This is a genomic window from Bradyrhizobium sp. in8p8 (assembly GCF_000426845.1).
GTDB lineage: Bacteria > Pseudomonadota > Alphaproteobacteria > Rhizobiales > Xanthobacteraceae > Bradyrhizobium > Bradyrhizobium japonicum_C.
The window spans coordinates 799,270-825,078 of the sequence record NZ_AUGD01000001.1 but is presented as its reverse complement, the minus strand read 5'-3'; the positions used below and the strand labels follow the sequence as shown (position 1 = coordinate 825,078).

At 65.6% G+C, this 25,809-nt stretch carries 26 protein-coding genes and 1 tRNA gene; 17 read left to right on the top strand and 10 right to left on the bottom strand.

The features are described from left to right. Positions 1-54: 54 nt before the first annotated feature. Genes K408_RS0103975 through K408_RS0103965 form a run of 3 tightly spaced genes read right to left on the bottom strand, consistent with a single transcriptional unit; the run spans position 55 to position 1,898 of the window. Entirely contained in the window at positions 55-414 is a 360-nt protein-coding gene (locus K408_RS0103975; RefSeq protein ID WP_024337110.1) for a VOC family protein, read from the bottom strand. Between the two features lie 56 nt (positions 415-470). Next, positions 471-1,310, bottom strand: a complete 840-nt coding sequence (locus tag K408_RS0103970) for a helix-turn-helix transcriptional regulator (protein ID WP_024337111.1) — start codon at positions 1,308-1,310, stop codon at positions 471-473. A 9-nt stretch (positions 1,311-1,319) separates the two neighbouring features. Continuing rightward, a complete protein-coding gene (locus tag K408_RS0103965; RefSeq protein ID WP_024337112.1) occupies positions 1,320-1,898 on the bottom strand; it encodes a methylated-DNA--[protein]-cysteine S-methyltransferase in 579 nt (192 codons plus the stop codon). A 170-nt stretch (positions 1,899-2,068) separates the two neighbouring features. On the opposite strand from K408_RS0103965, the gene K408_RS0103960 reads away from it, so the two are divergent. From K408_RS0103960 to K408_RS0103950, 3 genes are all read left to right on the top strand, one after another. Then, a tRNA-Gly gene (locus K408_RS0103960) sits at positions 2,069-2,142 on the top strand. Positions 2,143-2,324: 182 nt separating this feature from the next. Then, on the top strand, positions 2,325-2,906 hold the full coding sequence (locus K408_RS0103955; RefSeq protein WP_024337113.1) for a helix-turn-helix domain-containing protein: 582 nt from the start codon (positions 2,325-2,327) through the stop codon (positions 2,904-2,906). 18 nt (positions 2,907-2,924) lie between these two features. Continuing rightward, positions 2,925-3,398, top strand: coding sequence for a GNAT family N-acetyltransferase (locus K408_RS0103950; RefSeq protein ID WP_024337114.1), 474 nt, complete (start codon positions 2,925-2,927; stop codon positions 3,396-3,398). Between the two features lies 1 nt (position 3,399). Here K408_RS0103950 and K408_RS0103945 read toward each other — a convergent pair whose 3' ends face one another. Beyond that, a complete protein-coding gene (locus K408_RS0103945) occupies positions 3,400-3,927 on the bottom strand; it encodes a DUF1003 domain-containing protein (RefSeq protein ID WP_024337115.1) in 528 nt (175 codons plus the stop codon). Between the two features lie 225 nt (positions 3,928-4,152). Between K408_RS0103945 and K408_RS0103940 the strand changes: the two genes are divergently transcribed. From K408_RS0103940 to K408_RS0103905, 8 genes are all read left to right on the top strand, one after another. Continuing rightward, entirely contained in the window at positions 4,153-5,208 is a 1,056-nt protein-coding gene (locus K408_RS0103940; RefSeq protein WP_024337116.1) for a LacI family DNA-binding transcriptional regulator, read from the top strand. Positions 5,209-5,290: 82 nt separating this feature from the next. After that, positions 5,291-6,745: a xylulokinase gene (xylB, locus tag K408_RS0103935; protein WP_024337117.1), complete on the top strand. Its 1,455-nt coding sequence runs from the start codon at positions 5,291-5,293 to the stop codon at positions 6,743-6,745. Beyond that, on the top strand, positions 6,746-8,068 hold the full coding sequence (gene xylA, locus K408_RS0103930; protein ID WP_024337118.1) for a xylose isomerase: 1,323 nt from the start codon (positions 6,746-6,748) through the stop codon (positions 8,066-8,068). A gap of 13 nt (positions 8,069-8,081) precedes the next feature. Next, on the top strand, positions 8,082-8,840 hold the full coding sequence (locus tag K408_RS0103925) for an ATP-binding cassette domain-containing protein (protein WP_024337119.1): 759 nt from the start codon (positions 8,082-8,084) through the stop codon (positions 8,838-8,840). Beyond that, positions 8,840-9,922: an ABC transporter permease gene (locus K408_RS0103920; RefSeq protein ID WP_024337120.1), complete on the top strand. Its 1,083-nt coding sequence runs from the start codon at positions 8,840-8,842 to the stop codon at positions 9,920-9,922. Before K408_RS0103925 ends, K408_RS0103920 begins: the two co-directional genes overlap by 1 nt. Positions 9,923-10,015: 93 nt before the next feature. Further along, positions 10,016-10,948, top strand: a complete 933-nt coding sequence (locus K408_RS0103915; protein ID WP_024337121.1) for a sugar-binding protein — start codon at positions 10,016-10,018, stop codon at positions 10,946-10,948. A gap of 101 nt (positions 10,949-11,049) precedes the next feature. Continuing rightward, on the top strand, positions 11,050-12,027 hold the full coding sequence (locus K408_RS0103910) for an aldo/keto reductase (RefSeq protein WP_024337122.1): 978 nt from the start codon (positions 11,050-11,052) through the stop codon (positions 12,025-12,027). A 3-nt stretch (positions 12,028-12,030) separates the two neighbouring features. Beyond that, positions 12,031-12,882: an amidohydrolase family protein gene (locus K408_RS0103905; RefSeq protein WP_024337123.1), complete on the top strand. Its 852-nt coding sequence runs from the start codon at positions 12,031-12,033 to the stop codon at positions 12,880-12,882. 67 nt (positions 12,883-12,949) lie between these two features. Here K408_RS0103905 and K408_RS0103900 read toward each other — a convergent pair whose 3' ends face one another. Both K408_RS0103900 and K408_RS0103895 read right to left on the bottom strand, forming a co-directional pair. Beyond that, complete coding sequence (locus K408_RS0103900) at positions 12,950-14,179, bottom strand: ABC transporter substrate-binding protein (protein WP_024337124.1); 1,230 nt, start codon at positions 14,177-14,179, stop codon at positions 12,950-12,952. A 115-nt stretch (positions 14,180-14,294) separates the two neighbouring features. Further along, positions 14,295-15,221 (bottom strand): class I SAM-dependent DNA methyltransferase, encoded by a 927-nt coding sequence (locus K408_RS0103895; RefSeq protein WP_024337125.1) that lies wholly within the window; start codon positions 15,219-15,221, stop codon positions 14,295-14,297. Between the two features lie 133 nt (positions 15,222-15,354). Here K408_RS0103895 and K408_RS0103890 point away from each other — a divergent pair, with 133 nt between their 5' ends. From K408_RS0103890 to K408_RS0103870, 5 genes are all read left to right on the top strand, one after another. Next, positions 15,355-16,392, top strand: coding sequence for a ligase-associated DNA damage response exonuclease (locus K408_RS0103890; RefSeq protein ID WP_035697784.1), 1,038 nt, complete (start codon positions 15,355-15,357; stop codon positions 16,390-16,392). Next, positions 16,389-18,050 carry an ATP-dependent DNA ligase gene (locus K408_RS0103885; RefSeq protein WP_024337127.1) on the top strand — a complete coding sequence of 554 codons (1,662 nt, stop codon included), beginning with the start codon at positions 16,389-16,391 and terminating at the stop codon, positions 18,048-18,050. Before K408_RS0103890 ends, K408_RS0103885 begins: the two co-directional genes overlap by 4 nt. A 262-nt stretch (positions 18,051-18,312) precedes the next feature. Further along, positions 18,313-18,618, top strand: a complete 306-nt coding sequence (locus K408_RS0103880; protein ID WP_024337128.1) for a DUF6460 domain-containing protein — start codon at positions 18,313-18,315, stop codon at positions 18,616-18,618. Between the two features lie 27 nt (positions 18,619-18,645). Continuing rightward, a complete protein-coding gene (locus K408_RS0103875) occupies positions 18,646-19,380 on the top strand; it encodes an MBL fold metallo-hydrolase (protein WP_024337129.1) in 735 nt (244 codons plus the stop codon). A 1-nt stretch (position 19,381) separates the two neighbouring features. Further along, complete coding sequence (locus K408_RS0103870) at positions 19,382-20,707, top strand: MATE family efflux transporter (RefSeq protein ID WP_024337130.1); 1,326 nt, start codon at positions 19,382-19,384, stop codon at positions 20,705-20,707. Positions 20,708-20,714: 7 nt separating this feature from the next. On the opposite strand, the gene K408_RS0103865 is transcribed toward K408_RS0103870, so the two are convergent. Together K408_RS0103865 and K408_RS0103860 are read right to left on the bottom strand one after the other, a co-directional pair. After that, positions 20,715-21,812, bottom strand: coding sequence for a quinone-dependent dihydroorotate dehydrogenase (locus K408_RS0103865; RefSeq protein WP_024337131.1), 1,098 nt, complete (start codon positions 21,810-21,812; stop codon positions 20,715-20,717). Further along, positions 21,809-22,153, bottom strand: coding sequence for a DUF952 domain-containing protein (locus K408_RS0103860; protein ID WP_024337132.1), 345 nt, complete (start codon positions 22,151-22,153; stop codon positions 21,809-21,811). Before K408_RS0103860 ends, K408_RS0103865 begins: the two co-directional genes overlap by 4 nt. 190 nt (positions 22,154-22,343) lie before the next feature. Here K408_RS0103860 and K408_RS0103855 point away from each other — a divergent pair, with 190 nt between their 5' ends. Beyond that, entirely contained in the window at positions 22,344-23,000 is a 657-nt protein-coding gene (locus tag K408_RS0103855; protein ID WP_024337133.1) for a S24 family peptidase, read from the top strand. A gap of 9 nt (positions 23,001-23,009) precedes the next feature. On the opposite strand, the gene K408_RS0103850 is transcribed toward K408_RS0103855, so the two are convergent. Continuing rightward, on the bottom strand, positions 23,010-24,650 hold the full coding sequence (locus K408_RS0103850) for a lysine--tRNA ligase (RefSeq protein WP_024337134.1): 1,641 nt from the start codon (positions 24,648-24,650) through the stop codon (positions 23,010-23,012). A gap of 218 nt (positions 24,651-24,868) precedes the next feature. Continuing rightward, positions 24,869-25,792, bottom strand: coding sequence for a transporter substrate-binding domain-containing protein (locus tag K408_RS0103845; RefSeq protein ID WP_024337135.1), 924 nt, complete (start codon positions 25,790-25,792; stop codon positions 24,869-24,871). Between the last annotated feature and the right edge of the window lie 17 nt (positions 25,793-25,809).

The window sequence follows — 25,809 nt, the reverse complement described above, 5'->3', positions numbered from 1 at the left end:
AGCACGGCGGCTGCTTGGCAGATCACCTGGCGAATGCGCGTGCCCCTGCGGCCTCTACGTACAAACCGCCTCGACATTGTTGCCGTCAGGATCGATCAGGAACGCCGCGTAATAGGTCGGACTGTAGTCCTTGCGCGGCCCGGCCCCGCCGTTGTCGCGGCCGCCGCTCTTCAGCCCTTCGCTGTGAAACGCCTTCACCTCGTCTTGGTTTTTGGCACGGAAAGCGATGTGGGCACCGTCGGCCTTGCGGCCCTTGTTCAGGTGCAGCCACAGCGCCGGCTCGCCCTTCGGCCCGAAGCCGGCATAACCGTCGCCGCTCGAGCACAGGACATAGCCGAGCGGCGCCAGCACTGCGGTGTAGAAGCGCGTCGCGGCGTCGAGGTCGGCAACGCGAAGTCCGATGTGGTCGTACATGATTGTCTCCATCGATTCAGCGCGCCGACGGCGGCGCGAGCCGGAGACGAAGCTAGTCAGTTGATGGCAAGCCGCTCTTGGAGAATCTTGCGCTCCCCTTTCGAGGCTTGGCGGAATTTCGTCGGGGGCACGCCGGCAGCGCGATGAAACGTACGGACGAAGTTGGAGAGATCGCCGAAGCCGACGTCATAGGCGATGTCTGTGACCGCGATGTCGCCGTCGGTAAGCAACCGCGCCGCGTGCCGCAGCCGCGAGCGCACCAGATATTGATGCGGGGTGACGCCGAGCACGCTCGAGAACAGCCGGAGGAAATGAAACGGGCTGAGGCCGGCCTGTTTTGCTGCCTGCTCGAGATCAAGCTCGGCATGCGAGTTGTCGTCGATCCACAGCGCGGCCTCCACGGCGCGGCGGCGATCGCGGGCGGTGGGCGTGGCTGGCTTGCGGGTCTTGCCCGAGGCGACGTCAACAAAACGGCCGGCGAGGATCTGGCCGACCTCGTCGAGCCCGATGTCGCTGTTGCCATCTGCTGCCGTCTGGGCGAGCTCGCCCAACACCATCAGCTCGGGCAGCGGCGGCGTCGCGCCGACCTGCCAGACCTTGCGCTGTCCGCCGAGCGAATCGACGAGGTGTTCGCTCAGGAAGAACGACAGGCAGACGTCACCGGACACGTGCTCATGCGTGCAGGTATATTCCTGGCCCGGTGCGCCGATCAGCATCGAGCCCGCCACCAGCTCGAAGAAGCCGGCGCGGCAATGGCAGCCGAAGCTGCCGGAACGGACATAGGCGATGGAATGGCCGGTGCGGCATTCCTCAAACGGCGTGTCGTCCGGTCCCGCATCGCAGCGAAACTCGAAGACAGTCATCGATGGGGTCGTCAGCAGCGCGGTGGCGTCCATCCCGCCTATCTAGGTCGAGGCGCGCGGCGGGGCAACGGGCAGCAGAACATCGAACAGAGTCTTGCTGGCGAGGGGATGGGCGCCTTCGAGCGCCAGCAGCCGCCGCTTCGAGATCACGCCGCCGTAGGGCGAGAGCCGGTCGGTGTAATTGCCGGCTTCCAGCACCCGGTGACAGGGCACGATCAGCATGAAGGGATTCTTCGCGATGGCTTGCGCCACCGAATACACCGCTCCGGAGGCACCCAGCGCCTTGGCGACTTCGGCATAGGTGCGCGTCTCCCCGCGCGGAATGGTGCAGACGAACTCGTAGACGCGCTGGTTGAAGCCCGGCACGCCGCCGGCGTCCAGGCTGACATCGGAGAAATCGGGATCGCTGCCCTGCAGCAGGCCCGTGATGCCCTCGATCGCAAGCTCGGCGTTTTCGGACGGCCGCTGCTCCCGCGCCTCGGGATGGACCTGGAAAATCCGGCGGCGGGTGTCGATTTCCCGCGCCTCCGGCAGTTGCACCGCGATCACGCCGGTGCTGCTCCAGATGATGCCGCAGCGCCCCAACGCCGTGTCGAATATCGCGTAAGCCCGCTCCACCATGCACACGCCCCACTCAGTGCACGTCCCCCCAAGAACAAATCATAACACCGCCACAATCCGGCGCACCTGGAATCTTTCCAGGACGTTAACAAGCGTCCCGCCCGCGGCGCCAAGGCGCTTGGCGAGACGCGCCGTCTCGGCTAATCAGGAGGGGCGCAAGGCGCGCGCAAGCGGGCGTAGTTCAATGGTAGAACGGCAGCTTCCCAAGCTGCATACGAGGGTTCGATTCCCTTCGCCCGCTCCAAGCTGCCCGAAGAATCCAAGCTTCCAGGGTCCAAGTCCGTTGGTGCAAACGGATCAGCTCCCGTGCGACGCCAAGTTTCTAATATATTGGACTGTGGCTGCCGGCGTTTGCATGCGTGCGGGCTAAGCTGCTCCCGCCCTGATGGTGCTGTCTTCGTATTGGTCGCTGTTCGGATGAAAGCCTTGGACCAGCAGAAACTCGACCGCGCGATCGGCCGGCGCCTGAAGACGCTGCGGACGCAGGCCGGCATGACGTTGAACGAGCTCGCGGGCCGCTCCGGCGTCAGCCGGGCCATGATCGGCCGGGTGGAGCGGGCGCAGAGCAGTGCGACGGCGGCGCTGCTTGGAAAGCTCTGCGCCGCGCTCGACGTGTCGCTGAGCGAGGTGGTCGCGCTGGCCGAGAAGCCGCCCGAGCGGCTGGTGCGGCTGGCCGACCAGCCGCACTGGCGCGATCCCGAAAGCGGCTATCGCAGACGGCATGCTTCCCCGACGGATGCGGCGAGCGGCATCGAGATCATCGTCGTCGACCTGCCGGCCGGCGCGCGGGTGCCGTACAGCCCCTGGGGCCGCAACGCCTTCACCCAGCAGCTCCTGATGCTGCACGGCGCGATCGCCGTGCACATCGATGCCAAGGCGGTGCGGCTGCGCGAGGGCGATTGTCTGGATTTCGACGTGATGCGTGCCGTGATCTTCGAGAACGAAACCAGGCAGGACGCGCGCTACATCATCATCACGCGGCGCGGCGCCGCCTATGGAAAGATGTGAGATCCTGGAGACCTGACGATGCAGATCCGCACCGGTGACACCTATGATCCCCGCGTGATCGCGCTGCTCGATCATCACGTCACGGCAGCGCGGGCGCAGACAGCGCCGGGCAGCGCACATGCGCTCGATCTCGCGGGCCTGCGTGCACCCGATATCGCCTTCTGGACCGGCTGGGACGGCGAAGCGCTGGTCGCCACCGGCGCGTTGAAGACGCTTTCGTCCGACCACGGCGAGGTGAAATCGATGCACACGCTGCAGACCACGCGCCGGCGCGGCTTCGGCAGCCAGATGCTGCGCCACATCATCACGGAGGCTCGTGCGCGCGGGATGACCCGCCTCAGCCTCGAGACCGGCTCGTGGGACTACTTCAAGCCGGCCCACGCGCTCTATCAGGCGCACGGCTTCGTCATCTGCGGGCCATTCGAGGGCTACGTCGAGGATCCGAACAGCCTGTTCCTGACCCTGGACCTGTCGGCGCCGGCGCACCGGTAGCTCAGGAGCGCGTCTCCTCGATCTTGTCGAGCACGCGCTCCGGCGCAATGTCCCGCGCCGCTTCCTCCATATCGCGCTCAGACTCCGGCTTGACGTCGAGCCGCTCGGCGATCTGCGTGAGCAGGCGGGCAACCTTGGTCAGCTCGTGCTCGGCGAGCAGGCTGATCTGGAGGTCGAGGTCGGCGCGCTTGTCGGCAGCCGCGGTCATGCGGTTCTGCGAGATCAGCACGAAGGTGGAGAGGAAGATCGCCTCCACCGAGGCGATCATCGCCAGCACGACGAAGCTCTCGTCCCAAGCCGGAAGGCCGGGGATCCAGTGCAGGTTGGCGATGATCCAGAACCCGAACACGGCGAGGTGGAGGCAGACGAACGTCATGCTGCCGGTGAAGGTCGTGACGGCGTCTGCGACCTTGTCCTGGCCTCTTGCCGCCTGCTGCTCCCGGCGCCGCCGCTTGACCAGCGCCTGGATGTTGCGTTCGAGCGTCGGGCTCAGGCCCTCGCTGGAATGATGGGTGATGTCGCTGCGCACTTGGCGGCAACGGTCCCCGGGGGAAGCTGTTCCTAGAGCGGAATGGCTTAGGTTGATTCGAGTGTCGCGGGCCATTGACCTCTCCCAGCTTGCGGGAACGTCGGCGCAAGCGCCGGGTGAGGGCTGTCTCCTCCTGGAAATCGTCCGAGGGCAGGTCAGGTTCAAGCCGGTCAGTACCCTCAAAATGAGTTGCGTACCTCAAAACACCTCTGCTAGCCTTCAGCTATGGCCGACACGCTCACACCGACTGCGCTGACGCTGAAGGACATCGCCCGCGAGGCGGGGGTCAGTCTCGCGACCGTCGACCGCGTGCTGCACAACAGGCCGGGGGTACGCCCGGATACGGTCCGGCGCGTCAAGGAAGCCATCGCTCGCAACTCCTTCCAGCCCCATGTGGCCGCCGCCGAGCTCGCGCGCGGCCGCGCCCGCCGCTTCGCGTTCGTGATGCCGTCGGGGCCGAACCCGTTCATGCAGCAGATCGAGGCCTATCTCGGCGAGATGGCGGCCTGGCTGTCGGCCCGCCGCCTCAAGGTCGAGATGGTCGCAACTGACGTGTTCGAGCCCGCCGCGCTGGCGGCCTCACTGGAGGCGCTGTCGGGCGACTACGATGGCGTTGCCGTGGTGGCTCTGGACCACCCCAGTGTTCGTGCCGCCATCAACGATCTCGTCGATGCCGGCACCAAGGTGGTGACGCTGGTCTCGGACGTGCCGTCCTCGCGCAGGCATCATTATGTCGGGATCGACAACATCGCTGCCGGGCGCACCGCAGGCGCGCTGATCGGGCGGCTGGTCGGCCAGAGGTCCGGCAAGGTCGCGATCGTCGCGGGCTCGCAGGGCCTGCGCGACCACGCCGAGCGCATCTTCGGCTTCAACCAGGTGATGGCGACGGAATTCCCCAATCTCAGCGTGCTGCCCGTGCTGGAAGGGCGCGACGAGGACGAACGCTCGGAGCAAATGCTGGCACGGCTGTTCGGCGGACATGCCGACATTGTCGGCCTTTATAATGTCGGTGCGGGCACGCAGGGCGTCGCCAAGGCGCTGAACGACAAGGCGTTGAGCGAGACCGGTCGCGACAAGGTCGTGTTCGTCGGACACGACGTCACTGCGTTGACGCGCCGATTGCTGCTCCAAGGCTTGATGGATGCCGCGATCTCGCAGAATCCCGGACATGAAGCGCGCGCGGCCGTCCGCGTGCTGCTCGCGCTCGCCCGCGGCGAGCCGATCTTGAGCGAACAGGAGAAGATCAGGATCGACATCGTGATGCGGGACAATCTGCCTTAGCGGCAGGTGAACTTGGATACAGGCCGTTCCGGGCGAAAGCGACGCAAGATCGCGCACCGCAGCCGGCCAAAGGGAGGATGACGTGTATCTCGGGATCGACATCGGCACGTCCGGTGTGAAGGCGGTGCTCGTGAGCGAAGCCGGCGCAGTCGTTGCGACCGCCTCGCGCGAGCTTGCGCTGTCGCATCCGGCGCCGCTGTGGTCCGAGCAGGATCCCGACGCATGGGTCGAGGCGGCCGTTGGCGCAGTCGACGATCTCGCCGCGCACCATCCGCACGATGTTGCGCAGGTCCGCGGTATCGGGCTGTCAGGTCAGATGCATGGCGCGACGTTGCTCGGCCAGGATGGCAGGCCGCTGCGTCCGGCCATCCTCTGGAACGACGGCCGCTCGCAGGCCGAATGTGTCGCGCTGGAGCGGCGCTGTCCCTCGTTGCACGCGATCGCCGGCAATCTGGCGATGCCCGGCTTCACCGCACCAAAACTGCTCTGGGTCGCGCGGCATGAGCCAAAGATCTTCGACCGCCTGGCAAAGGTGCTGCTGCCGAAAGCCTATGTCCGCTATCGCCTCACCGGTGAGATGGTCGAGGACATGTCGGACGCGGCTGGCACGTTGTGGCTCGACGTCGGCCTGCGCCGCTGGTCGGCCCTGCTGCTGCATGCCACCGGGCTCGACCTGCATCACATGCCGCGACTGGTCGAAGGCAGCGCGGCCAGCGCGGTGCTCGCGCCGGATTACGTGCAGCGCTGGGGCATGCAGAAAAATGTGGCAGTCGCGGGCGGGGCCGGCGACAATGCCGCCAGTGCGATCGGGCTCGGCGCCATTGCGCCGGGCGACGCCTTCTTCTCGCTGGGAACGTCGGGCGTCCTGTTCCGCGTTACCGATCGCTTCGCCCCGGCGCCGGCCCTGGCCGTGCATGCCTTCTGCCACGCGCTGCCCGGCCTCTGGCATCAGATGGGCGTGATGCTGTCGGCGGCCGCCTCGCTGGCATGGCTTGCCGGCGTGATGGAGACTCAGCCTGCTGCGCTGTTGACGCGGCTCGGCGAGCGCGTCGATGGACCAAGCCCGGTCAAATTCCTGCCCTATCTCGATGGCGAACGCACGCCGCACAATGACGCGGCCGCAAGCGGCGCATTCGTCGGCCTGCGAGGCGCGACCGGGCGCAGCCAGATCGTGCAAGCCGTGCTCGAAGGCGTTGCCTTTGCCGCGCGCGACAATCTGGCGGCGCTGAGCGCGGCCAGCGGGCCGATCGCCGAGCTCGATCTCGTCGGTGGCGGCTCGCGCTCGCCGCTGTGGGCGCAGATTTGCGCCGACGTGCTCGGCATTCCCGTCCATCGGGTCGAGGAAGGCGAGGTGGGTGCCGCGCTCGGCGCTGCGCGGCTCGGCCGGCTCGCCGCGACGGGGGAAGACCCAGCAGACGTCTGCACCCGTCCGCGCCGCCTCGCGAGTTTCACGCCCCGCCCGTCCGTCGCTGCGGCCTATGACGAGGCCTATCGTCGCTGGCGTGCGCTTTATCCCGCGTTGAAGGAGTCTTCTTAAGTGAACGCGCCAGCCCAATTCTTCGATGCAAGTGCGCCCGTCGCCTTCGGAGGCAAGGACGCGGAAGGCGCGCCTGCCTTCCGCTGGTATGACAAGGACCGCCTCGTGCATGGCCGCCGGCTGGAGGACCATATGCGCTTCGCGGTCTGCTATTGGCATTCCCTGTGCTGGCCGGGCGGCGATCCCTTCGGTGGCGAGACCTTCCTCCGGCCTTGGCAGCACGGCACTGATCCGATGGCAATGGCACGCGCCAAGGCCGATGTCGCCTTCGAACTCTTCCGCCTGCTGGATGTGCCGTTCTTCACCTTCCACGATGTCGATGCGGCGCCGGAAGGCGCTTCGCTCGCCGAGTCCGTCGCCAATCTCAATGCCATCGCCGACCTGTTTGAGCAGAAGATGGCATCGAGCAAGGTCCGGCTGCTCTGGGGCACCGCAAACTTGTTCACGCACCGCCGCTACATGGCAGGCGCGGCGACCAACCCGGACCCCGAGATATTCACCTATGCCGCCGGCCAGGTTCGCGCCGCGCTGGAGGTGACGCACCGGCTCGGCGGCCAGAACTACGTGCTCTGGGGCGGCCGAGAGGGCTACGAGACGCTGCTCAATACCGATCTCAAGCGCGAACTCGACCAGCTCGGCCGCTTCATCTCGCTGGTCGTCGAGCACAAGCACAAGATCGGTTTCAAGGGGCCGATCCTGATCGAGCCGAAGCCGAAGGAGCCGACCAAGCATCAGTATGATTTCGACGTCGCGACCTGCTACGGCTTCCTCGAACGTTACGATCTGCTCAAGGACGTCAAGCTCAACATCGAGCAGAACCACGCCATTCTCGCCGGCCATTCCTTCCACCACGAGGTCGCGCTGGCAGAGGCGCTCGGCGTGTTCGGCTCGCTCGATATCAACCGCGGCGACGATCTGCTCGGCTGGGACACCGACCAGTTCGCAATGAACGTGCCGGAGCTGGCGCTGGTGTTCCACGAGATCCTGAATCGCGGCGGCTTCACCACGGGCGGGCTCAATTTCGATGCCAAGATCCGCCGCCAGTCGATCGACCCTGATGATCTCATCTATGCCCATGTCGGCTCGATGGATGCCTGCGCGCGCGCCTTCCTTGCCGCTGCCGACATGCTCGACGCCGGTACGCTCACCGCGCCGCTTGCAACACGCTACGCCGGATGGGCCGGACCCGAGGGCAGGGCCATTCTCGCCGGCCAGCGCTCGCTGGCCGATCTCGCCGACCGCGCGCTTAGCCCCGGCTTCGATCCGCAGCCGCGCTCGGGCCGGCAGGAATACCTGGAATCCCTGGTCAACCGTTATGTCTGAGGAACGCCCGCTGATGACAAAGCCTGACACAACACCGGCGCTCGAGCTCACCGGCATCGGCAAGGAGTTCGGCGCCATCCGCGCGCTGCATGACGTCGACATGCAGATCCGGTCTGGCGAGGTCGTCGGCCTGATGGGTGACAACGGTGCGGGCAAGTCGACGCTGGTCAAGATCATCGCCGGCAACTTCCGGCCCAGCCATGGCGAGATCCGCTTGGCCGGCAATGCAGTCCACTTCAATCGACCGATCGATGCCCGTGCCGTCGGCATCGAGGTCGTCTACCAGGACCTCGCGCTCGCCGACAATCTGACCGCGGCCGCCAACGTCTTCCTCGGCCGCGAGTTGAAGCGCAGGTTCGGACCGTTCGCCTTGCTCGACCACAAAGCCATGGCGGCGCGCGCGCTGGAGCTGTTCGGCGAGCTGCGCTCGGAGACGCGTCCCGACGATTTCGTCAAGCAGATGTCCGGCGGCCAGCGCCAGGCCGTCGCGATCGCGCGGACCCGGCTCTCCAATGCGCGGCTGGTCATGATGGACGAGCCGACCGCGGCCATCTCGGTGCGCCAGGTCGAGCAGGTGCTCAGCCTGATCCGTCGGCTCAAGGAGCAGGGCGTTGCGGTGATGCTGATCTCGCACCGCATGCCCGACGTGTTTGCGGTGTGCGACCGCGTCATCGTCATGCGCCGCGGCGAGAAGCGGGCCGACAAGCCGATCCATCAGACGTCGCCTGAGGAAGTCACCGCTCTCATCACCGGCGCGAAGGAGGCGGCGTGATGGCCATGCCCATGGAATCCCCGATCACCTTCACCAATGTCGGCAAGACCAAATGGTGGCAGCGTGGTCTCTTCGCGTCGCAGACCGGCTATGTCCTGCTCGCGCTAGCGGTGCTGCTGTTGGTCATGCATTTCGCCAGCCCCTACTTCTTCACCCAGGGCAACATGCAGAATGTGGCGAAGAACTTCTCCTTCATCGCCATCGCGACGCTCGGCGTCACCTTCGTGATCATCACCGGCGGCATCGACCTCTCGATCGGCTCGATGATGTGCTTCTCGGCCATGATCACCTCGATGGTGATGACTGAGCTGTCGATGCCCGGCTCGCCTGCAGGATCGCTGTTCGTGCACATGGCGTCGGACGGCAAGACCGTGCTCGCCAACGTACCCGGCTTGATCCTGCTGGTCTCTGTCTTCGCTGGCCTCGGCGCTGCGCTGATCGTCGGTCTCGTCAACGGTTTCTGCATCGCCGTGCTGGGCCTCTCGCCCTTCGTTACCACGCTCGGCATGCTCTCGATCGTGCGCGGGCTCGGCTATGTCGTTTCCAACGGACGCGGCAGTTTCCCAGGTGGGCCGGACGCCGATTACTTCTACGCAGCTACTTCGGGTGACGTGTTCGGCGTACCGGCGCCGTTCATCTATCTCGTGATGCTCGCGCTGGCGATGGCGGTGGTGCTGCACCACACTTCGTTCGGCCGCCACGTCTTCGCACTCGGCGGCAATGAGAAGGCGGCGGAGCTGACCGGCATCCCGGTGGTCCGGGTGAAGATCGAGGTCTACGTGATCTGTGCGCTTGCTGCGGGCCTGCAGGGCATCATCATCTCCGGCTGGCTCGGATCGGCGCCGGCCAACATGGCGACATCCTACGAGCTCAACGTGATCGCGGCGGCCGTCATCGGCGGCGCGAACCTTGCGGGGGGCATCGGTGGTCCGCTCGGGGCCATCGTTGGCTGCGTGCTGCTGGAGGTGATCCGCAACGGCCTCGTGCTCGCCCAGGTCAGCTCCTACTGGCAGCAGACGCTGGTGGGCGTGATCATCATCCTCGCCGTGCTGGTCGATCGCATCCGCTCGCGGGTGAGCTGAACTAACGTCGTCTCGGGAAGGCAGACAAAACGCCGCCCGTTCGCTTCCCGGACGATTCGAAAGGACGGGCACCAAACAAGGGTGGAGGAGATAATGAGGAAGCTTCTTCTTGCAGGCATCGCGGTTGCGATGATGGCGACGCCGACGTTCGCCGCGAACTACCGCTTCGTCATCGTGCCCAAGGCGATGAACAATCCGTTCTTCGACTTCGCGCGCGACGGCTGCCTGAAGCGTGCCAAGGAGCTCGGCAACATCGAGTGCATCTACAAGGGACCGGTCGAGCACGAGCCGGCGACGCAGGCCCAGATCATCCAGGACTTCATCACGCAGAAGGTCGATGGTCTGGCTATCTCCGTCGCGGATGTCGCAGCGATGACCAAGTCGATCGAGGCCGCGACTGCCGCCGGCATTCCCGTCATCACCTTCGATGCGGATGCCCCCGGCTCCAAGCGCATCGCCTATATCGGCACCAACAACAAGGAGTTCGGTGTCGCGCTCGGCAAGCAATTGCTGAAGATGCGGCCCGACGGCGGCAAATACGCCATGGTGTCCGGCGGTCCCGGCGCCAAGAACCTCGCCGAGCGCGTCGACGGCGTGCGCGAGGCGCTGAAGGGATCGAAGTGGACCGAGGTCGCGGGTTCCCCGACCTTCTGCAACGACGATCCCGCGCTCGCGGTCCAGCAGATGACGGACATGCGCACCGCAACGCCCGATCTCGCCGCGATCGTTCCCATCGGCGGCTGGCCGATGTTCGCCCCCGAAGGCTTCAAGGCCTTTGCCTCCCGAAACAAGAAGGACATCGATTCCGGGAAGTTCACGCTGGTCGTGGCCGATACGCTGAAGATGCAGCTCGAGCTGCTGCGCGACGGCTATGCGAATGCGCTGGTCGGTCAGCGTCCGTTCGAGATGGGCGAGAAGGCGATGGATACGCTGCTCGCCATCAAGAAGGGCGAGAAGGTGCCGGAGATCGTCTATACCGGCCTCGACCTCGTGACCAAGGACAACGTCGCGCAGATGCTGAAGTAGGAGCGCCGCCAGCCCCGCGTTCCTGCGTATCTCCCCCGCTTGCGGTTTCCGCGAGCGGGGGAGATGATTGTTGGAAGGACGACTGCTGGAAGGCAATGGGAATGAAATGGTCGCGGCTCGGCGCTCTCGATGTCACCTCAATCGGTCTCGGTTCCGCCCCGCTCGGCGGATTGTTCTCGCCCGTCAGCGATGCTGACGCGCACGCCACGATCGCGCGGGCCTGGTCGCTCGGCGTCCGCTTCTTCGATACCGCGCCGCTCTACGGCTTTGGCCTCGCGGAGCGGCGGCTCGGCGCGTTCCTTCGGCAACAACCGCGCGAATCCTATGTCATCTCGACGAAGGTCGGGCGCCTGCTGCGAGCACCGGATGGCGCTCCCGCCGAGGACGAGCACTACAAGGGCACGCCGCGGGAGCGGCCGGTGTTCGATTTCAGCCATGACGGCGTGATGCGATCGGTCGAGGAGAGCCTGGAGCGTCTTGGCCTCGACCGTATCGACGTCCTGCTCGTCCATGATCCCGACGACCACTATGACGATGCCGTCACCGGCGCCTTCCGCGCGCTGCAGCGGCTGCGCGAGAACGGCACGGTCAAGGCCATCGGCGCCGGCTTGAACCAGTCGGAGATGCTGGTTCGCTTCGCGGAAGCCGTGCCGGTCGACTGCTTCCTGCTCGCCGGGCGCTACACGCTGCTCGACCAGGGCGCGCTTCATGCACTGTTTCCGCTGTGTCAGGCCAAGCATATAGGCATCCTGCTCGGCGGCCTCTACAACAGCGGCATCCTGGCCAATCCCACCACGAGCGCGAAGTTCAACTATCAGGACGCCGACGCGGCGCTGGTCGCACGTGCGCTGGAGCTCGATGCGCTCTGCCGCAAGCATGGCACCGAGCTAAAAGCCGCCGCGCTGCAGTTCTGCATGGCTCATCCGGCCGTGACGGTCGCGGTCATGGGCGCGCGCAATGCCGGTGAGGTCGCCGACAACATGGCGATGACGGAGAAGGCGGTGCCTGCCGCGTTCTGGCAGGAGCTGCGCGCTCGAAAGCTCGTCGATGTGCGCGCGCCGCTCCCGGGCGGAGCGTAGGGCATGATCATCGACGCTCACCAGCATTTCTGGGATCCGGCGCGCGCCGACTATCCGTGGATGGACGCGCCCGAGCTCGCTCCGATCCGTCGCGCCTTCGGGCCCGCCGATCTCGCGCCATTGCTGAAGGCAAACGGCCTCGACGCCAGCATCCTGGTGCAGTGCCGCTCCGCGCTGGAGGAGACCGAGGAATTCCTGCGCATCGCGCATGCGACGCCCTCCGTCATCGGCGTCGTCGGCTGGGCCGATCTGACGGATGGGGCGCTCGACGAAACGCTCGACCGGCTGCGTGCTTTGCCGGGCGGCGGCAAGCTGGTCGGAGTCCGCCACCAGGTCCATGACGAGGCCGATCCCGAGTGGTTGCTCCGCGAGGACGTTCAGCGCGGCCTCACGGCAGTCTTCGCCCACGATCTCGCCTATGATTTCCTCGTCCGCACCCGCGAACTGCCGTCGGCGATCGCAACCGCGCAAGCCTTTCCGGAAGCGCGCTTCGTGCTCGACCATGCCGCCAAGCCGCCGATCGCCGCCGGCGGGAGCGCCGAATGGGCCGACCTCATCAGGGCGTTGGCGGCCTGCGGCAATGTCTGGTGCAAGATCTCTGGGCTCGCGACCGAGGCGGTCTGGACTGACTGGAACGCGGAACGGCTGCTTCCATTCGTCGCGCACGCCGCAGAATGCTTTGGCGAGGACAGGCTGATCTTCGGCTCCGACTGGCCGGTGTGCCTGCTTGCGGGAAGCTACGGCAGGATCAAGACCGCGTTGGAGGATTGCTTGATGGGCCTTGGCCCGCGTGTGCGGGACAAGGCTTTCGGCGTGAATGCGACGCGGGCTTATCGGCTGGCGATCGCAGGTTAGCGCAAGGCGCCGCCCGTGCTGTCTCTCCTGGCGAGCAGGAGAGGCAGCAGCGCGCGGTGCTGCAAGGCTATTCCGACATCGGTTTGTCGGAGATGTCCCAGTCCTTGCCGGTGAAGGTGGAGATGAACAGCGTCTTCATCGGCGTATAGTTCTCGGGCGTGTAGCTGTAGGTGACGCCGTCGAGGAAGTACGGCGAATGGAAGCCCGCGAGCGTCGAGGCATGCTTCAGCACGTTGGCGCGGGTCAGCTCGTCGCCGCAGCGGCGCAGGATCTCGGCCATGGTCGCAGCCTGGCCATACCCGGCGAAAGCGATGGTATTGTCGGGGTCGATCGCCGGCGTGTACTTCTTGCGCAGCTCCTCGAACGCCATCACATCGGGGTCCTTCTCCCATTTGGGAAGGCCGACCTCCTTGTTGTAGCGGATGGCGACGATGCCGGCGGCATTCTCGAGGCCGGCGGCGCTGAGGATGGAGCGGCCGGTCGACCCCGCCGACAGCAGCTGCAGAGGCTTCCAGCCGAGCTCGGCCACTTTGCGGATCGACTGCGACGAGGCTTTGCCGGTGGAGATGTTGTAGAAGACGTCGGCGCCCGACTTCGACAGATTGATCAGCTGGGAGTCGACAGTCGGCTCGGTGAGATCGTAGGTCTGCTCCATGATCACCTGAGCGGTGCCGCCGGCATCGGCCAGCACCTTCTTGAACGGCGCCAGGAAGTCGCGGCCGAAATCGTCGTTCTGGTAGAGGATGCCGATCTTGGCGTTCGGCTTCACGCTGACGACGTGCCTCGCGAGAATGCGCGCCTCGGTCGGATAGAGCGGCAGGCCCGCCATGGTCCATTTGAACTCTTTCGGGTTGTTCCACTTCGAGGCGCCGGTGTTGAGCAGAAGCTGCGGCACGCCCTTGGAGTTCAGGTATTTGTGCACGGCAGTCTGCGGCGCGGTGCCGAGCGAGCCGTAGAGCGCCAGCACTTCTTCCTGCTCGACCAGACGCCGAGTCGCTTCGACGCATTTCGGCGCGCTGTAGGCATCGTCCATGGTGAGGAATTTGATTTTCCGCCCGTTGATGCCGCCCTTCTCATTGAGCATCTGAAAATAGGCCTCGCCGATCCGGCCGAGCACGCCATAAAGCGAGCCGGGGCCGGAATGCGGCACGGTCTGCCCGATCTTGATCTCGGTGTCGCTGGCGCCCGCATCGTATTTCTTCTCGGCGGCCCAGACATAAGGTGCAGGCAAGGTGGAGGCAGCGATGGTAGCGAGCGCAGCGGCGCTGAAATCGCGCCGCGATGGATTCTTCGTCATTATTTGTTTCTCCCTAGCGAGTGCATTGTGCTGGCATCGCAGCTCTGCTCGCAAGTGGGAAGTCGCGGCTTTGCGACGCAATGACGCTTAAATGCTGCAGATTCAGCGCCTAGACTCAAGTTTTCTCGGCGACGACGACGAGGCCGCGCACCGGCTCGTTGTTCTCGTTGCGCGGGGAAGCCGGCTCCAGTGTCAGCAATTTGAGATCCGCCCTGGCAATGGCGACGCGGACATATTCCGCAGAGTGGGCATAGCGCAACCCCGCGCCGAGCACGATCCCACTGCCGCCATGCGTCTCCAGCGTGAAGGCGATCACGCCGCCTGGTACGAGCACGCGCCTCGCTTCGTTCAGCACCGGTGCGAGATCGGACAGATAGACGAATGCATCCGCGGCGACGACGAGGTTCGCGCTGGCGTCAGCCTTGGCACGCAGACCGTCGATCATGTCGGCCACCTCGAGCTCGGCATAGAGGTTCGTCGCACGCGCCTCCTTGATCATGCCGGGGGACAGATCGATGCCGATGAAATGATCGACCTGTTTGGCGAAGGCGGCCGCCGCAAGGCCGGTGCCGCAGCCGAGATCGATGGTGCGCTTGAAGTAAGCCGGCTTGTTCGCCGCAACGCGCGCGGCCAGCACCGCCTTGAAGATCAGCGCAGGGGCGCGATAGCCGAGATCGTTGACCAGCACGTGCTCGAAGCGCGGCGCGTATTGGTCGAACAGGGCCTGCACATAGGCTTTCGGCATTTCAGATAGCGGCGCATCGCCGAGCCGGATCAGATGCAGGCCGGCGCCGTGCTGGTCCTCCGGGTCGCACCGCCGCGATTCCTGGAACGCCGCGATGGCCTTGTCGCGTTCGCCAAGCTGCATTCGGATTTCGCCGAGCGTGAACCATGCCGAGGTGAAATCGGGCGCGAGCTCGATGGCCTGCTCCAGCAGATCGGCGGCCGCGGGCAGATCGCCCTTGAGCTGGAGGTCGCGCGCGAACTCGAAGCGGCGGTCCGCCATGAGATCGCCGGAGGACTGGAACAGGCGCAGGGGCATTGGGAACTATCTCGCCATTGCCGGGCCCGACCCGGCAATCCATCAAAACGATGACTCTTTAAGAGGATGGATGCGCGGGTCAAGCCCGCGCATGACGGCTTAATTTGGAGCGGCTGCTTCCTATATGTCTCACATGCGCCCGCAAGACATCCTGTTGCCAAATGCTGCCGGCCTGTGCTGCAAGCCTGGCGGCTTCCACATCGATCCTGTGCGCCCGGTCGACCGGGCCGTGATCACCCACGGCCATTCCGACCATGCTCGCGCCGGCCATGGCGCCGTACTGGCGACGCAGGAAACGCTCGACATGATGCGGTTGCGCTACGGCGAGAATTTTGCCGGATCGACCCAAGCGATCCGCTATGGCGAGGAAATCCGGCTCGGCGATGTCTGCGTGAAGTTTCACCCCGCAGGCCATGTGCTCGGCTCGGCGCAAATCGCGGTGATCTGCAAGGACACCTGCATCGTCGCCTCCGGCGACTACAAGGACGCGCCCGACCCGACCTGCACGCCGTTCGAGCTCGTGCCCTGCGACGTCTTCATCACCGAGGCGACGTTCGGACTGCCGGTGTTCCGGCATGGCGATGCCGCGGACGAGGTGAAGAAGCTGCTGGCTTCGGTCGCGCTGTTTCCGGAGCGCGCGCATCTGGTCGGCGCCTATTCGCTCGGCAAGGCCCAGCGCGTGATCGCGTTGCTGCGCCGGAGCGGCTACGACGCACCGATTTACCTGCATGGCGCCATGGAGAAGATCACCGAATACTATCAGAGCCGCGGCATCGAACTCGGCGAGCTCAGGCCGGTGAAGGGCATGAAGAAGGCGGCGCTCGCCGGTACCATCACGCTGGCGCCGCCCTCGGCGACCTCGGATCTCTGGACGCGCCGCTTTCCCGACCCCGTCACCGCCTTTGCGTCCGGATGGATGCGCGTGCGTGCCCGCGCACGGCAGCGCGGGGTCGAGCTGCCGCTGGTGATCTCCGACCATGCCGATTGGGACGGCCTCACCGCCACGATCGGGGCGACCGGCGCCGGCGAGGTCTGGGTCACTCACGGCCAGGAAGACGCGCTGGTGCATTGGTGCCGGAGCAGGGGCCTCAAAGCGCAGCCGCTCGATCTCGTCGGCTATGGCGACGAGGAGGAGAGCGAGGTGCCTATTCCAGGCGAGGCCGAGGCATGAACCGCTTCGCCGAACTGCTTGACCGTCTCGCTTATGAGCCCGGCCGCAACAACAAGCTGCGGCTGATCACCGGGTATTTCCGCGAGGCCAGCGATCCCGATCGCGGCTACGCGCTCGCCGCGCTCACTGGCGCGCTCAGCTTCAAGCACGCCAAGCCTGCGCTGATCCGCGACCTGATCGCGGCGCGCACGGATGAGGTGCTGTTCGGGCTGAGCTACGACTATGTCGGCGATCTCTCGGAAACCGTGGCGCTGATGTGGCCGAAGGCGCCATTGGCCGCCCACAACAACCCGCCGCCACCAACGCTCACCGAAGTCGTCACCACGTTGCGCACGCTCGGCAAGACCGAGCTGCCAAAGCAGCTCGAACGCTGGCTCGACGAGCTCGACGAAACCGGACGCTGGGCGCTGCTGAAGCTCGTCACCGGGAGCTTGCGCATCGGCATCTCTGCGCGATTGGCCAAGACCGCGGCGGCCGCGCTCGGCGACAAGGACCCGCATGAGGTCGAGCTGATCTGGCCGGGCCTTGCGCCGCCCTATCTCGACCTGTTCGCCTGGCTGGAAGGCCGCGCCGAAAAGCCGGTCAACCGCGACCCTGCGCCGTTCCGCCCCGTGATGCTGGCGCATGCCATCGAGGACACGGACTTCGCGGCGCTCGACCCCGCCGACTACATCGCGGAATGGAAATGGGACGGCATCCGCGTGCAGGCAGTGGCGGGCCGCGACGACCGCGGCCACATCACGGGCCGGCTCTATTCGCGCACCGGCGAGGACATCACCGGCAGCTTTCCGGATCTCGTGCCGTCGCTGCGGCTGCCCGGGGCCATCGACGGCGAGCTTCTGATCCTGCGCGAGGGCCGCGTGCAGAGCTTCAACGTCCTGCAGCAGCGGCTGAACCGCAAGGTGGTCTCGCCGAAGCTGATCAAGGAATTCCCCATCCACCTGCGCGCCTACGACCTGCTCGGCGACGACGAGAACGATCTGCGCGAGCTGCCCTTCGCGGAGCGGCGGGAACGGCTGGAGACCTTCATTGCGAAGCTTGACGATCCCCGCATCAATCTGTCGCCCACCGTCCGCTTCGCGAGCTGGGAGGCGCTGACTGCCGCGCGCGCCGATCCCGCGAGCGCCGGTGCGGGCGAGGACGCCGACGCCGTCGAAGGCGTGATGCTGAAGCGCCGCGATGCGCCTTATCTGCCGGGGCGACCGAAGGGCCAATGGTGGAAGTGGAAGCGCGATCCGCACATCATCGATGCCGTGCTGATGTACGCACAGCGCGGACACGGCAAGCGCTCGTCCTATTACTCGGACTACACGTTCGGCGTCTGGACCGGCGGCAATGGCGGCGACGAACTGGTGCCGGTGGGAAAAGCCTATTTCGGCTTCACCGACGAGGAGCTCCTGCAGATCGACCGCTTCGTCCGCCGCAACACCACCGAGAAGTTCGGCCCGGTCCGCCATGTCGTGCATGAGCCGGACAAGGGCCTGGTGCTCGAGGTCGCCTTCGAAGGGCTGCAACGCTCGCCGCGGCACAAATCCGGGGTTGCCATGCGCTTTCCCCGGATCAGCCGCCTGCGCTGGGACAAGCCGCCGCGAGAGGCCGACCGGCTGGAAACGCTGGAGAGAATGTTGAAGGCCGAACCGGCGGAGATTGATCTATGAACTGTCCTCACGAGCAATGCGCTCCCTCCCGGGATATCCAGGGTGGGATCGGCCGAGAGGAGAGCGCCCTTACTCCGCGCTGCGCGCCGACTTCTGTCGCAAACAAGAGAGGTTAAGGAGCCCGCGGCCAGCCGCGCGCCACAGTCGAAGCTCCGGCGCTGCCCGAATTAAACTCCGGTAAGCTGATTGACGCGCCGTTACGGGTTCCCCATGTGCCTCGCCGTGCCCTATACTGGGGTCGAATCCCCCTGAGGAGTTTGCGATGGTCCAAGACGTCAGAGATTTGCCGGCCGGCCGCAGCGACGGCCTGCACCGCTTTCTCGGCGGCTCCCCGCTGACGGTCGCGTTCCGGCTGGTCATGCTCTCGATCCTGGTTGGCGTCGTGCTGGCGGCGATCGGCTTCGATCCCTGGAACATCATCTACAGCATCCAGCTGCTGTTCCAGCGTCTGTGGGATCTCGGATTCGACACGATCAATTGGCTGTGGCGCTACTTCCTGCTCGGCGCGGTCATCGTGATCCCGATCTGGCTGCTCTCGCGCGTGTTCGGCGCGCCGCGCGGCCGGTAAGGACCTGGGCGAGGGAGTACGCAGCCGATGCAATTGCGTTTCGTCGGCTGCGGTGACGCCTTCGGCTCCGGGGGCAGGCTCAACACCTGCTTCCATGTCTCGGGGCGCGCCGCGAATTTCCTGATCGATTGCGGCGCGTCGGCTCTGCCGGCGCTGAAGCGGCTCGAGATCGTGCGCGAGGACATCGACCTCATTCTCATCACGCATTTCCATGGCGATCATTTCGCAGGGCTACCGTTCCTGCTGCTCGACGCGCAGTTTTCGCGGCGGACGCGGCCGCTGACGGTTGCGGGCCCGCAAGGCATCGAGACGCGGCTGCGAGAGGTGATGGAAGCGCTGTTCGAGCACTCCTCCAAAACCAGGCAGCGCTTCGAGCTCAACCTGGTCGAGCTCGCCCCAGAGCAGCGTCGAACCTTCGGGGCAATAACGGTGACACCGTATCCGGTTGTGCACGGCGAATCCGGCGGGCCTTTCCTCGCCTATCGCGTCGAGGCTGAGGGCCGGACGCTGGCCTACAGCGCCGACACCGAATGGACGGAGACGCTCATTCCGCTGGCGCATGGCGCGGACCTTTTCATCGCCGAAGCCTACATGTACGAGAAGGTTGTCAAGAACCATCTCAGCTTGAAGACCTTGGAACAGCATCTGCCCGCGATCGGCGCCAAGCGGCTCGTCCTCACCCATATGAGCGACGACATGCTGTCGCGTCTGGGCGACGTGCCGCATCTGGCTGCAGAGGATGGCATGGTGCTCGTGTTCTGACATGCACGCACCGGTTCATCCCAGGATCAGCTCCCGACAGGTGTTCGCCATCGCGGGACCGGCCATGGTCGCGAACCTCACCACGCCGCTGATCGGGGTGGTTTCGACCACCGCGATCGGACGGCTCGACGACGCCGCGCTGCTTGGCGGCGTCGCGATGGCCTCCATCATCTTCGACTGCCTGTTCTGGCTGTTCGGCTTCCTGCGCATGAGCACGCTCGCCTTCACCGCACAGGCACTCGGCGCGGGCGTGACTGAGGAACTGAATGCCATCCTCGTGCGTGGCTTCATCGTCGCCGGCCTGATCGGCACCGGGCTGATCGCGCTGCAATTGCCGCTGACCTCGGTGCTATTCGACCTGATGGGCGGCAGCGAAGGCGTGACGCGCGCGGCGAAGACCTATTTCATGATCCGGATCTGGTCATCGCCGTTCGCCTTCGCCAATTACGTCGTGCTCGGCTGGCTGATCGGGCAGGCCCGCGCCAATCCCGCGCTTGCGCTCCAGGTCGTCATCAACCTCATCAACATGGCGGCGACGATCCTGCTGGTGTTGGTCTATGACACCGGCATTGCCGGCGCGGCCATCGCCGCACTGCTGTCGGAGACGACCGGCTTCGTGCTTGGCGTCATCGTCTGCCGTCGCTCTGCGGTGGGCGGCTTTGCCGTTCCCCGCGCCCGCCTGTTCGACCGGGTCAAGCTGATGCGCCTGCTGGCGGTGAATTCCGACATCATGATCCGCACCGCGGCGCTGATCGTCGTATTCCTGTTCTTCACCGCAAAGGGCGCACGTGCCGGTGACGTGACGCTGGCGGCGAACTCTGTCCTCAACAATTTCCTCCTGGTCAGCGCCTTCTTTCTGGACGGCATCGGCAACGCGGCCCAGCAACTCTGCGGCCGCACGTTGGGCGCGCGCGACGCCAAGGGTTTCCTGGATTCCACCCGGCTGGTGCTGCTGTGGGGGCTCGGCTTCGCGCTGGTCGTTGCCTTGCTGTTCGCGCTGTTCGGGCCGGGGCTGATCAATTTCATGACCGCCAGTGAAGACGTCCGCCGCGCAGCGCGCGAGTTCCTGCCGTTCATCGTGCTTGCGCCGTTGCCGGGCGTATTCGCCTTCGGCTTCGACGGCATCTATGTCGGCGCAACCTGGGCACGCGAGATGCGCAATCTGATGCTGGTTTCGCTCGCGATCTTCTTCGGCGTCTGGCTGGCGCTGCAATCTCTCGGCAATGCCGGGCTGTGGAGCGCGCTGATCGCGTTCTATGTGGCGCGCGGTGGGCTGCAGGGCGCAAGGTATCCGGCGCTGTATAGGGCGACGTTTCCGAAATCGTAGGCGTAGCTCACATCCCTGGCCAGTCTTCCGCCGTGAGCGTCGCGGCATCTGCGCCGACGATCTCCGACAGCGAATCGCGCCCTGTCCGCAGCAGCGTCGAGGTCAGGTCGCGCTTGATCTCGTCGACGAGGCCGAGGCCCTTGTAGACCAGCGACGAATAGAGCTGAATCAGGCTGGCTCCGGCGCGGATCTTCGTCAGCGCGGCGCCGCCGGAATCCACACCGCCGACGCCGATCAGGGGGAACGCGCCTTCGACGCGCACATAGGTTTCTGCGACCATCCGCGTCGACAGACGGAACAGCGGGCGGCCGGACAGGCCGCCTTGCTCTTTGGCGCGCGCCTGCTCGCGCAACGTGCTCGGCCGCGCGATCGTGGTGTTCGATACGATCATGCCGTCGACCCGGCGCGATCGCGCGACCTGCACGACGTCGTCGAGCTGGGCAAGGCTCAGATCCGGCGCGATCTTGAGCAGCACCGGCGTGTCGCCGGCCTTCTGGCGCACCCGCTCGCGGGCGTCGATCACGCGGGCGAGGAGCTCGTCGAGCAGCGCGCCTTCCTGAAGATTGCGCAGGCCCGGCGTGTTCGGCGAGGACACGTTGACGGTGAAATAGCTCGCCACCGGCGCAAAGGTCTCGATCAGCTTGACGTAATCGGCGACGCGATCCGGCGAATCCTTGTTGGCACCGACATTGACGCCGACGATGCCGCCATGCTGTGCGCGCGCGGCAAGGCGGCGCAGAGCTGCCTCTGCTCCGTCATTGTTGAACCCCATGCGGTTGATGATCGCCTCGTCTCGCTCGAGCCGGAACAGCCGCGGCCGCGGATTGCCTTCTTGCGGCTTCGGCGTCACCGAGCCGATCTCGACGAAGCCGAAGCCGAGCCGCAGCAGCGCGTCCGGCACCTCGGCGCTCTTGTCGAACCCCGCGGCCATCCCGACCGGATTGGGAAAATTGAGTCCGAAGGCGCGCACGGCGAGCTTGGGGTCGTCAGGGCGGGGCTTGATCGGCGGCAGGAAGCGCAGGCCCTGGATCGCGAGGCGATGGGCGTCCTCGGGATCGAACCAGCGCAGCACCGGCAGCGAGAAGGCGTCGAACGCGCGGATCACGGCAGCAGCTCCGGAACGTCGTGGCTGCCGTCGGAACGCATGGTGAGGTTGATCACCGTGACCACCGTGCCGAGATCGAGCTCGCCGTAAAGATGCGGGAACAGCTCGTCATTGCGCGAGCGCTCCCAGCGCAGCTCGCTGCCGAGTGCATCGCCGTCGACCTCGACCAGGAACAGCGCGCGCTGTCCGAAATAGTGCTTGCGCAGGGTCTCGGGAACCTGGCCGGCGGTCGAGAAATGGATGAATCCGTCGCGCGCGTCGTCTGCGCTGCCCCGGTAGACACCCTGCCGTTCCGCCTCGCGCCAAGCCGAGGCCGGACAGATTTTGTAGATCTTGACCACCGCTACCGCAGCCTTGTTTGTTCTTTGAGTCTTTTGGATTTTTTCGTCTCGTGCGGGTCCTCAAAACCCGGCCGCGACCGTAAAGGCCGCCTCTGCCGAACTCAAGAGTTAGCCGCCGCCCTTGCGCGAAAAAGGGAAAACCGGTTGATTTGAGGACAGTTTTCCTGAGTTGCGACGGGCTGGACCTTCCATGGTCAGGCAGGCCAAAGCACAGAGGATGCTGACTCACCACCAGATCTGGGCCGCGCTGGATCGGCTGGCGGCGCGTGCCGGGCTGTCGCCGTCCGGCCTTGCCAAGCGTGCCGGGCTCGACCCCACCACGTTCAACAGGTCCAAACGTGTCACTGTCGATGGCCGCGAGCGCTGGCCATCGACAGAATCGATCGCAAAGGCGCTGGCCGCGGCCGACGCCTCGATCGACAGCTTTGCGAAGCTGATCGATGACGGCGGTGTAAGCGACCGCGGCTCGGTGCCGCTGCTCGGCCTCGCGCAGGCCGGGACCGGCGGGGCCTTCGATGGGGCCGGCCTTCCATCCGGCAGGGGCTGGACCGAGATCGCGCTTCCGATCGCCGAGGACGGTCAGGTCTTTGCGCTGGAGATTTCCGGCGCAGCGCTACTGCCTGCTTATCGCAACGGCGACATCATCCTGGTCTCGCCTGCGGCGCCGATCCGCAAGGGTGATCGCGTGGTGGTAAAGATCAAGACGGGCGAGATCACGATCGCGACCCTGAAGCGGCGCACGGCAAAGGCCCTGGACTTGGCGCCCTTCGATGCGTCGCAGGCGGCGCGAAGGGTCGCGTCGAGCGATGTCGCCTGGATTGCGCGGATCCTCTGGGCGAGCCAGTGATTGCGCCGCTCACGCGCTCCTTGCCAGCGCGCCGTCGATCATGTTGATCGCGTTCTGAATGCCGTACACCGCGACGAACGAGCCGAAGCGCGGCCCTTTCTCCTGGCCGAGCAGGACCTGGTAGAGCATGTTGAACCAGTCCAGCGTGACGCCCGGACGGCCGTCCTTGCCCTTCTTGACCTGGTCGAGAAACGGCTCGCGGCGGCCGACCTCGTAGACGACGTTCTGGATGTCCTCGGCGGATGCGTTTGGCGCGAGCTGCGACAGTGCATCGCGCAGATCCTGCAGCGCGGCGCGCTCGGTATCCGTGGGCACACGAAACTGCTTCGTCGGCGCGACGAAGTCGCGATAATAGTTGATGGCATAACCCACCATCGCATCGAGCTTCGGATGCGTCTGCGGGCTCACGCCGGGTCGATAGCGACCGATGAAGCCCCACAGCGTCTCGGCATTCTCCGCATTCGACGACGACACCAGCGTCAGCAGCAGCTGGAAGGTGACGGGCATGTCGCCCTTCGGTGGCCTGCCGTTGTGGATGTGCCAGACCGGATTGCCGAGCTGCTGCTTGGCATCCTGCTTGGCAAAACCGTCGATGAACTGCTGATAGTCGTCGACATTGCGCGGGATGACGTCGAAATACAGCCGCTTGGCCGCCTTCGGCTCGCGGTACATGAACAGCGACAGCGATTCCGGCGAGGCGTAGCGCAGCCATTCGTCGATGGTCAGGCCGTTGCCCTTCGACTTCGAGATCTTCTGGCCCTTCTCATCGAGGAAGAGCTCGTAGTTGAAGCCTTCGGGCGGCGTGCCGCCGAGCGCCCTGGCGATTGCGCCGGACAGCTTCACCGAGTCGATCAGGTCCTTGCCTGCCATCTCGTAGTCGACGCCGAGCGCGACCCATCGCATCGCCCAGTCGGCCTTCCACTGGCACTTGACGTTGCCGCCGGTGACGGGAGTCTCGACTTCCTGGTTCGTATCGGGGTCGACATAGGTCACGGTGCCGGCCGCGACGTCGCGACGGATCATTGGCACCTGCAGCACGACACCTGTGGTCTTGCTGATCGGCAGGAACGGCGAATAGGTGGCGCGCCGGTCGGGCCCCAGCGTCGGCAGGATGATCGCCATGATCTTGTCGTAGGCCGCGAGCATCTTCAGCAGCGTCGCATCGAAGCGGCCTGACGTATAATAGTCGGTCGAGCTCGCGAATTCGTAGTCGAAGCCGAAATGATCCAGGAAGGCGCGCAGGCGCGCATTGTTGTGCGCGCCGAAGCTGTCATGCGTACCGAAGGGATCGGGCACGCGCGTCAGCGGCTTGCCGAGATTGGCTTCCAGCGGCGCCCGGTTCTGCACGTTGTCGGGCACCTTGCGCAGGCCGTCCATGTCGTCCGAGAAGGCGAGCAGGCGCGTCTTGACCTTGTCCTCGGTCAGCACGCGGAAGGCATGGCGCACCATCGAGGTCCGCGCGACCTCGCCGAACGTGCCGATATGCGGCAGGCCGGAGGGACCGTAGCCTGTTTCGAACAGCACCTCGTCCTTCGGGCTTTTCTTCAGCCGCGCGACAATGGCCTTCGCCTGCTCGAACGGCCAGGCGTTGGATTGTTCGGCGAGCGCACGCAAGTCGCTCGGGTTCGCGGCGAGATCGATAACGGACATCAGGGGCCTCCGGGCCGCGGAAAATAGCGATTTCCGGGCCAAATGCAATTTTGTGAGCGGTGTTGCCTCTCGCACCGTCGTTGCGAGCCAACGGGTCCGCGCAGAGCGCGGCCCGATGACAGGCTCCGCGAAGCAATCCGGAATCTTTCCGCGGAAACAGTCTGGATTGCTTCGTCGCTGCGCTCCTCGCAACGACGACGGAGGGAGAGGCGTTCGCCTTAGAACGGGCTCACCGAGAAATAGCGTAGCCACAGATCGGTATAGCGGCCTTTCTCCCAGACGCGGAACATCGCCCAGTTGAGGGCCTGACGCAGCACGTCGTTGCCCTTGCGCACGGCAATGCCGATGCCCTCGCCGAAGAAACGGCTCTCGACGAAGGGGCCGCCGGAGAAGGCGCAGCAATCGCCGGAATCCGTACCGTTGATCCAGAATGCGAGCGAGATGGCGTCGCCGAAGATGAAATCGACCTCGCCCCTGCGCAAAGCTGCGCGCACCGCGTCGTCGCCGGGATAGGCGTGCAACTCGGCGTCGGTGAACATCGCCTTGAGATAAGCCTCATGCGCCGAGCCCGCGATCACGCCGACCTTCTTGCCCTCGAGATATTCGGGCCGGATCTCCGGCATCACGGCATCCTTGCGCGAGACGAAGCGCGCCGGCACGCGGTAATAGGGATCGGTGAAATCGACGCGGGCGCGGAGCTGCGGGCTCACCGCCATCGAGGCGATGATGGCATCGCCCCGGTTGGAGGTGAGGGCATCGACCAGCGTCTCGAAGCGGCGCATCTGGACGGTGCAGGTGACCTTGATCTCCTCGCAAAGCGCGCGGGCGAAATCGACATTGAAGCCGGCCGGATTGCCGTCGGCACCGGTGAAATTGAATGGCGGATAGTCGGTCTCCGTCAGGAATCGGATGACGGTGAGGCGCGACAGGTCCGGCCGCTCCGGTCGTCGGCGCGGGTCCCAGAAGCCGGGCACGGCCTGCGGGGCTGCTTGGGGCGCGGCTTGCGGCGCGGCTGGAGGCCGCTTGGCGGGCGCCTGGGCCTCGGCGGCAGGCAGGCTCGCGAGCAAGCATGCGGCCACGGCCAGCCCGGTCAGCAAGCCACGGGCAGATTTGGACGATTTCGCCTGTTGCGATGGTGCCATCGGCCGGGAATGAACGA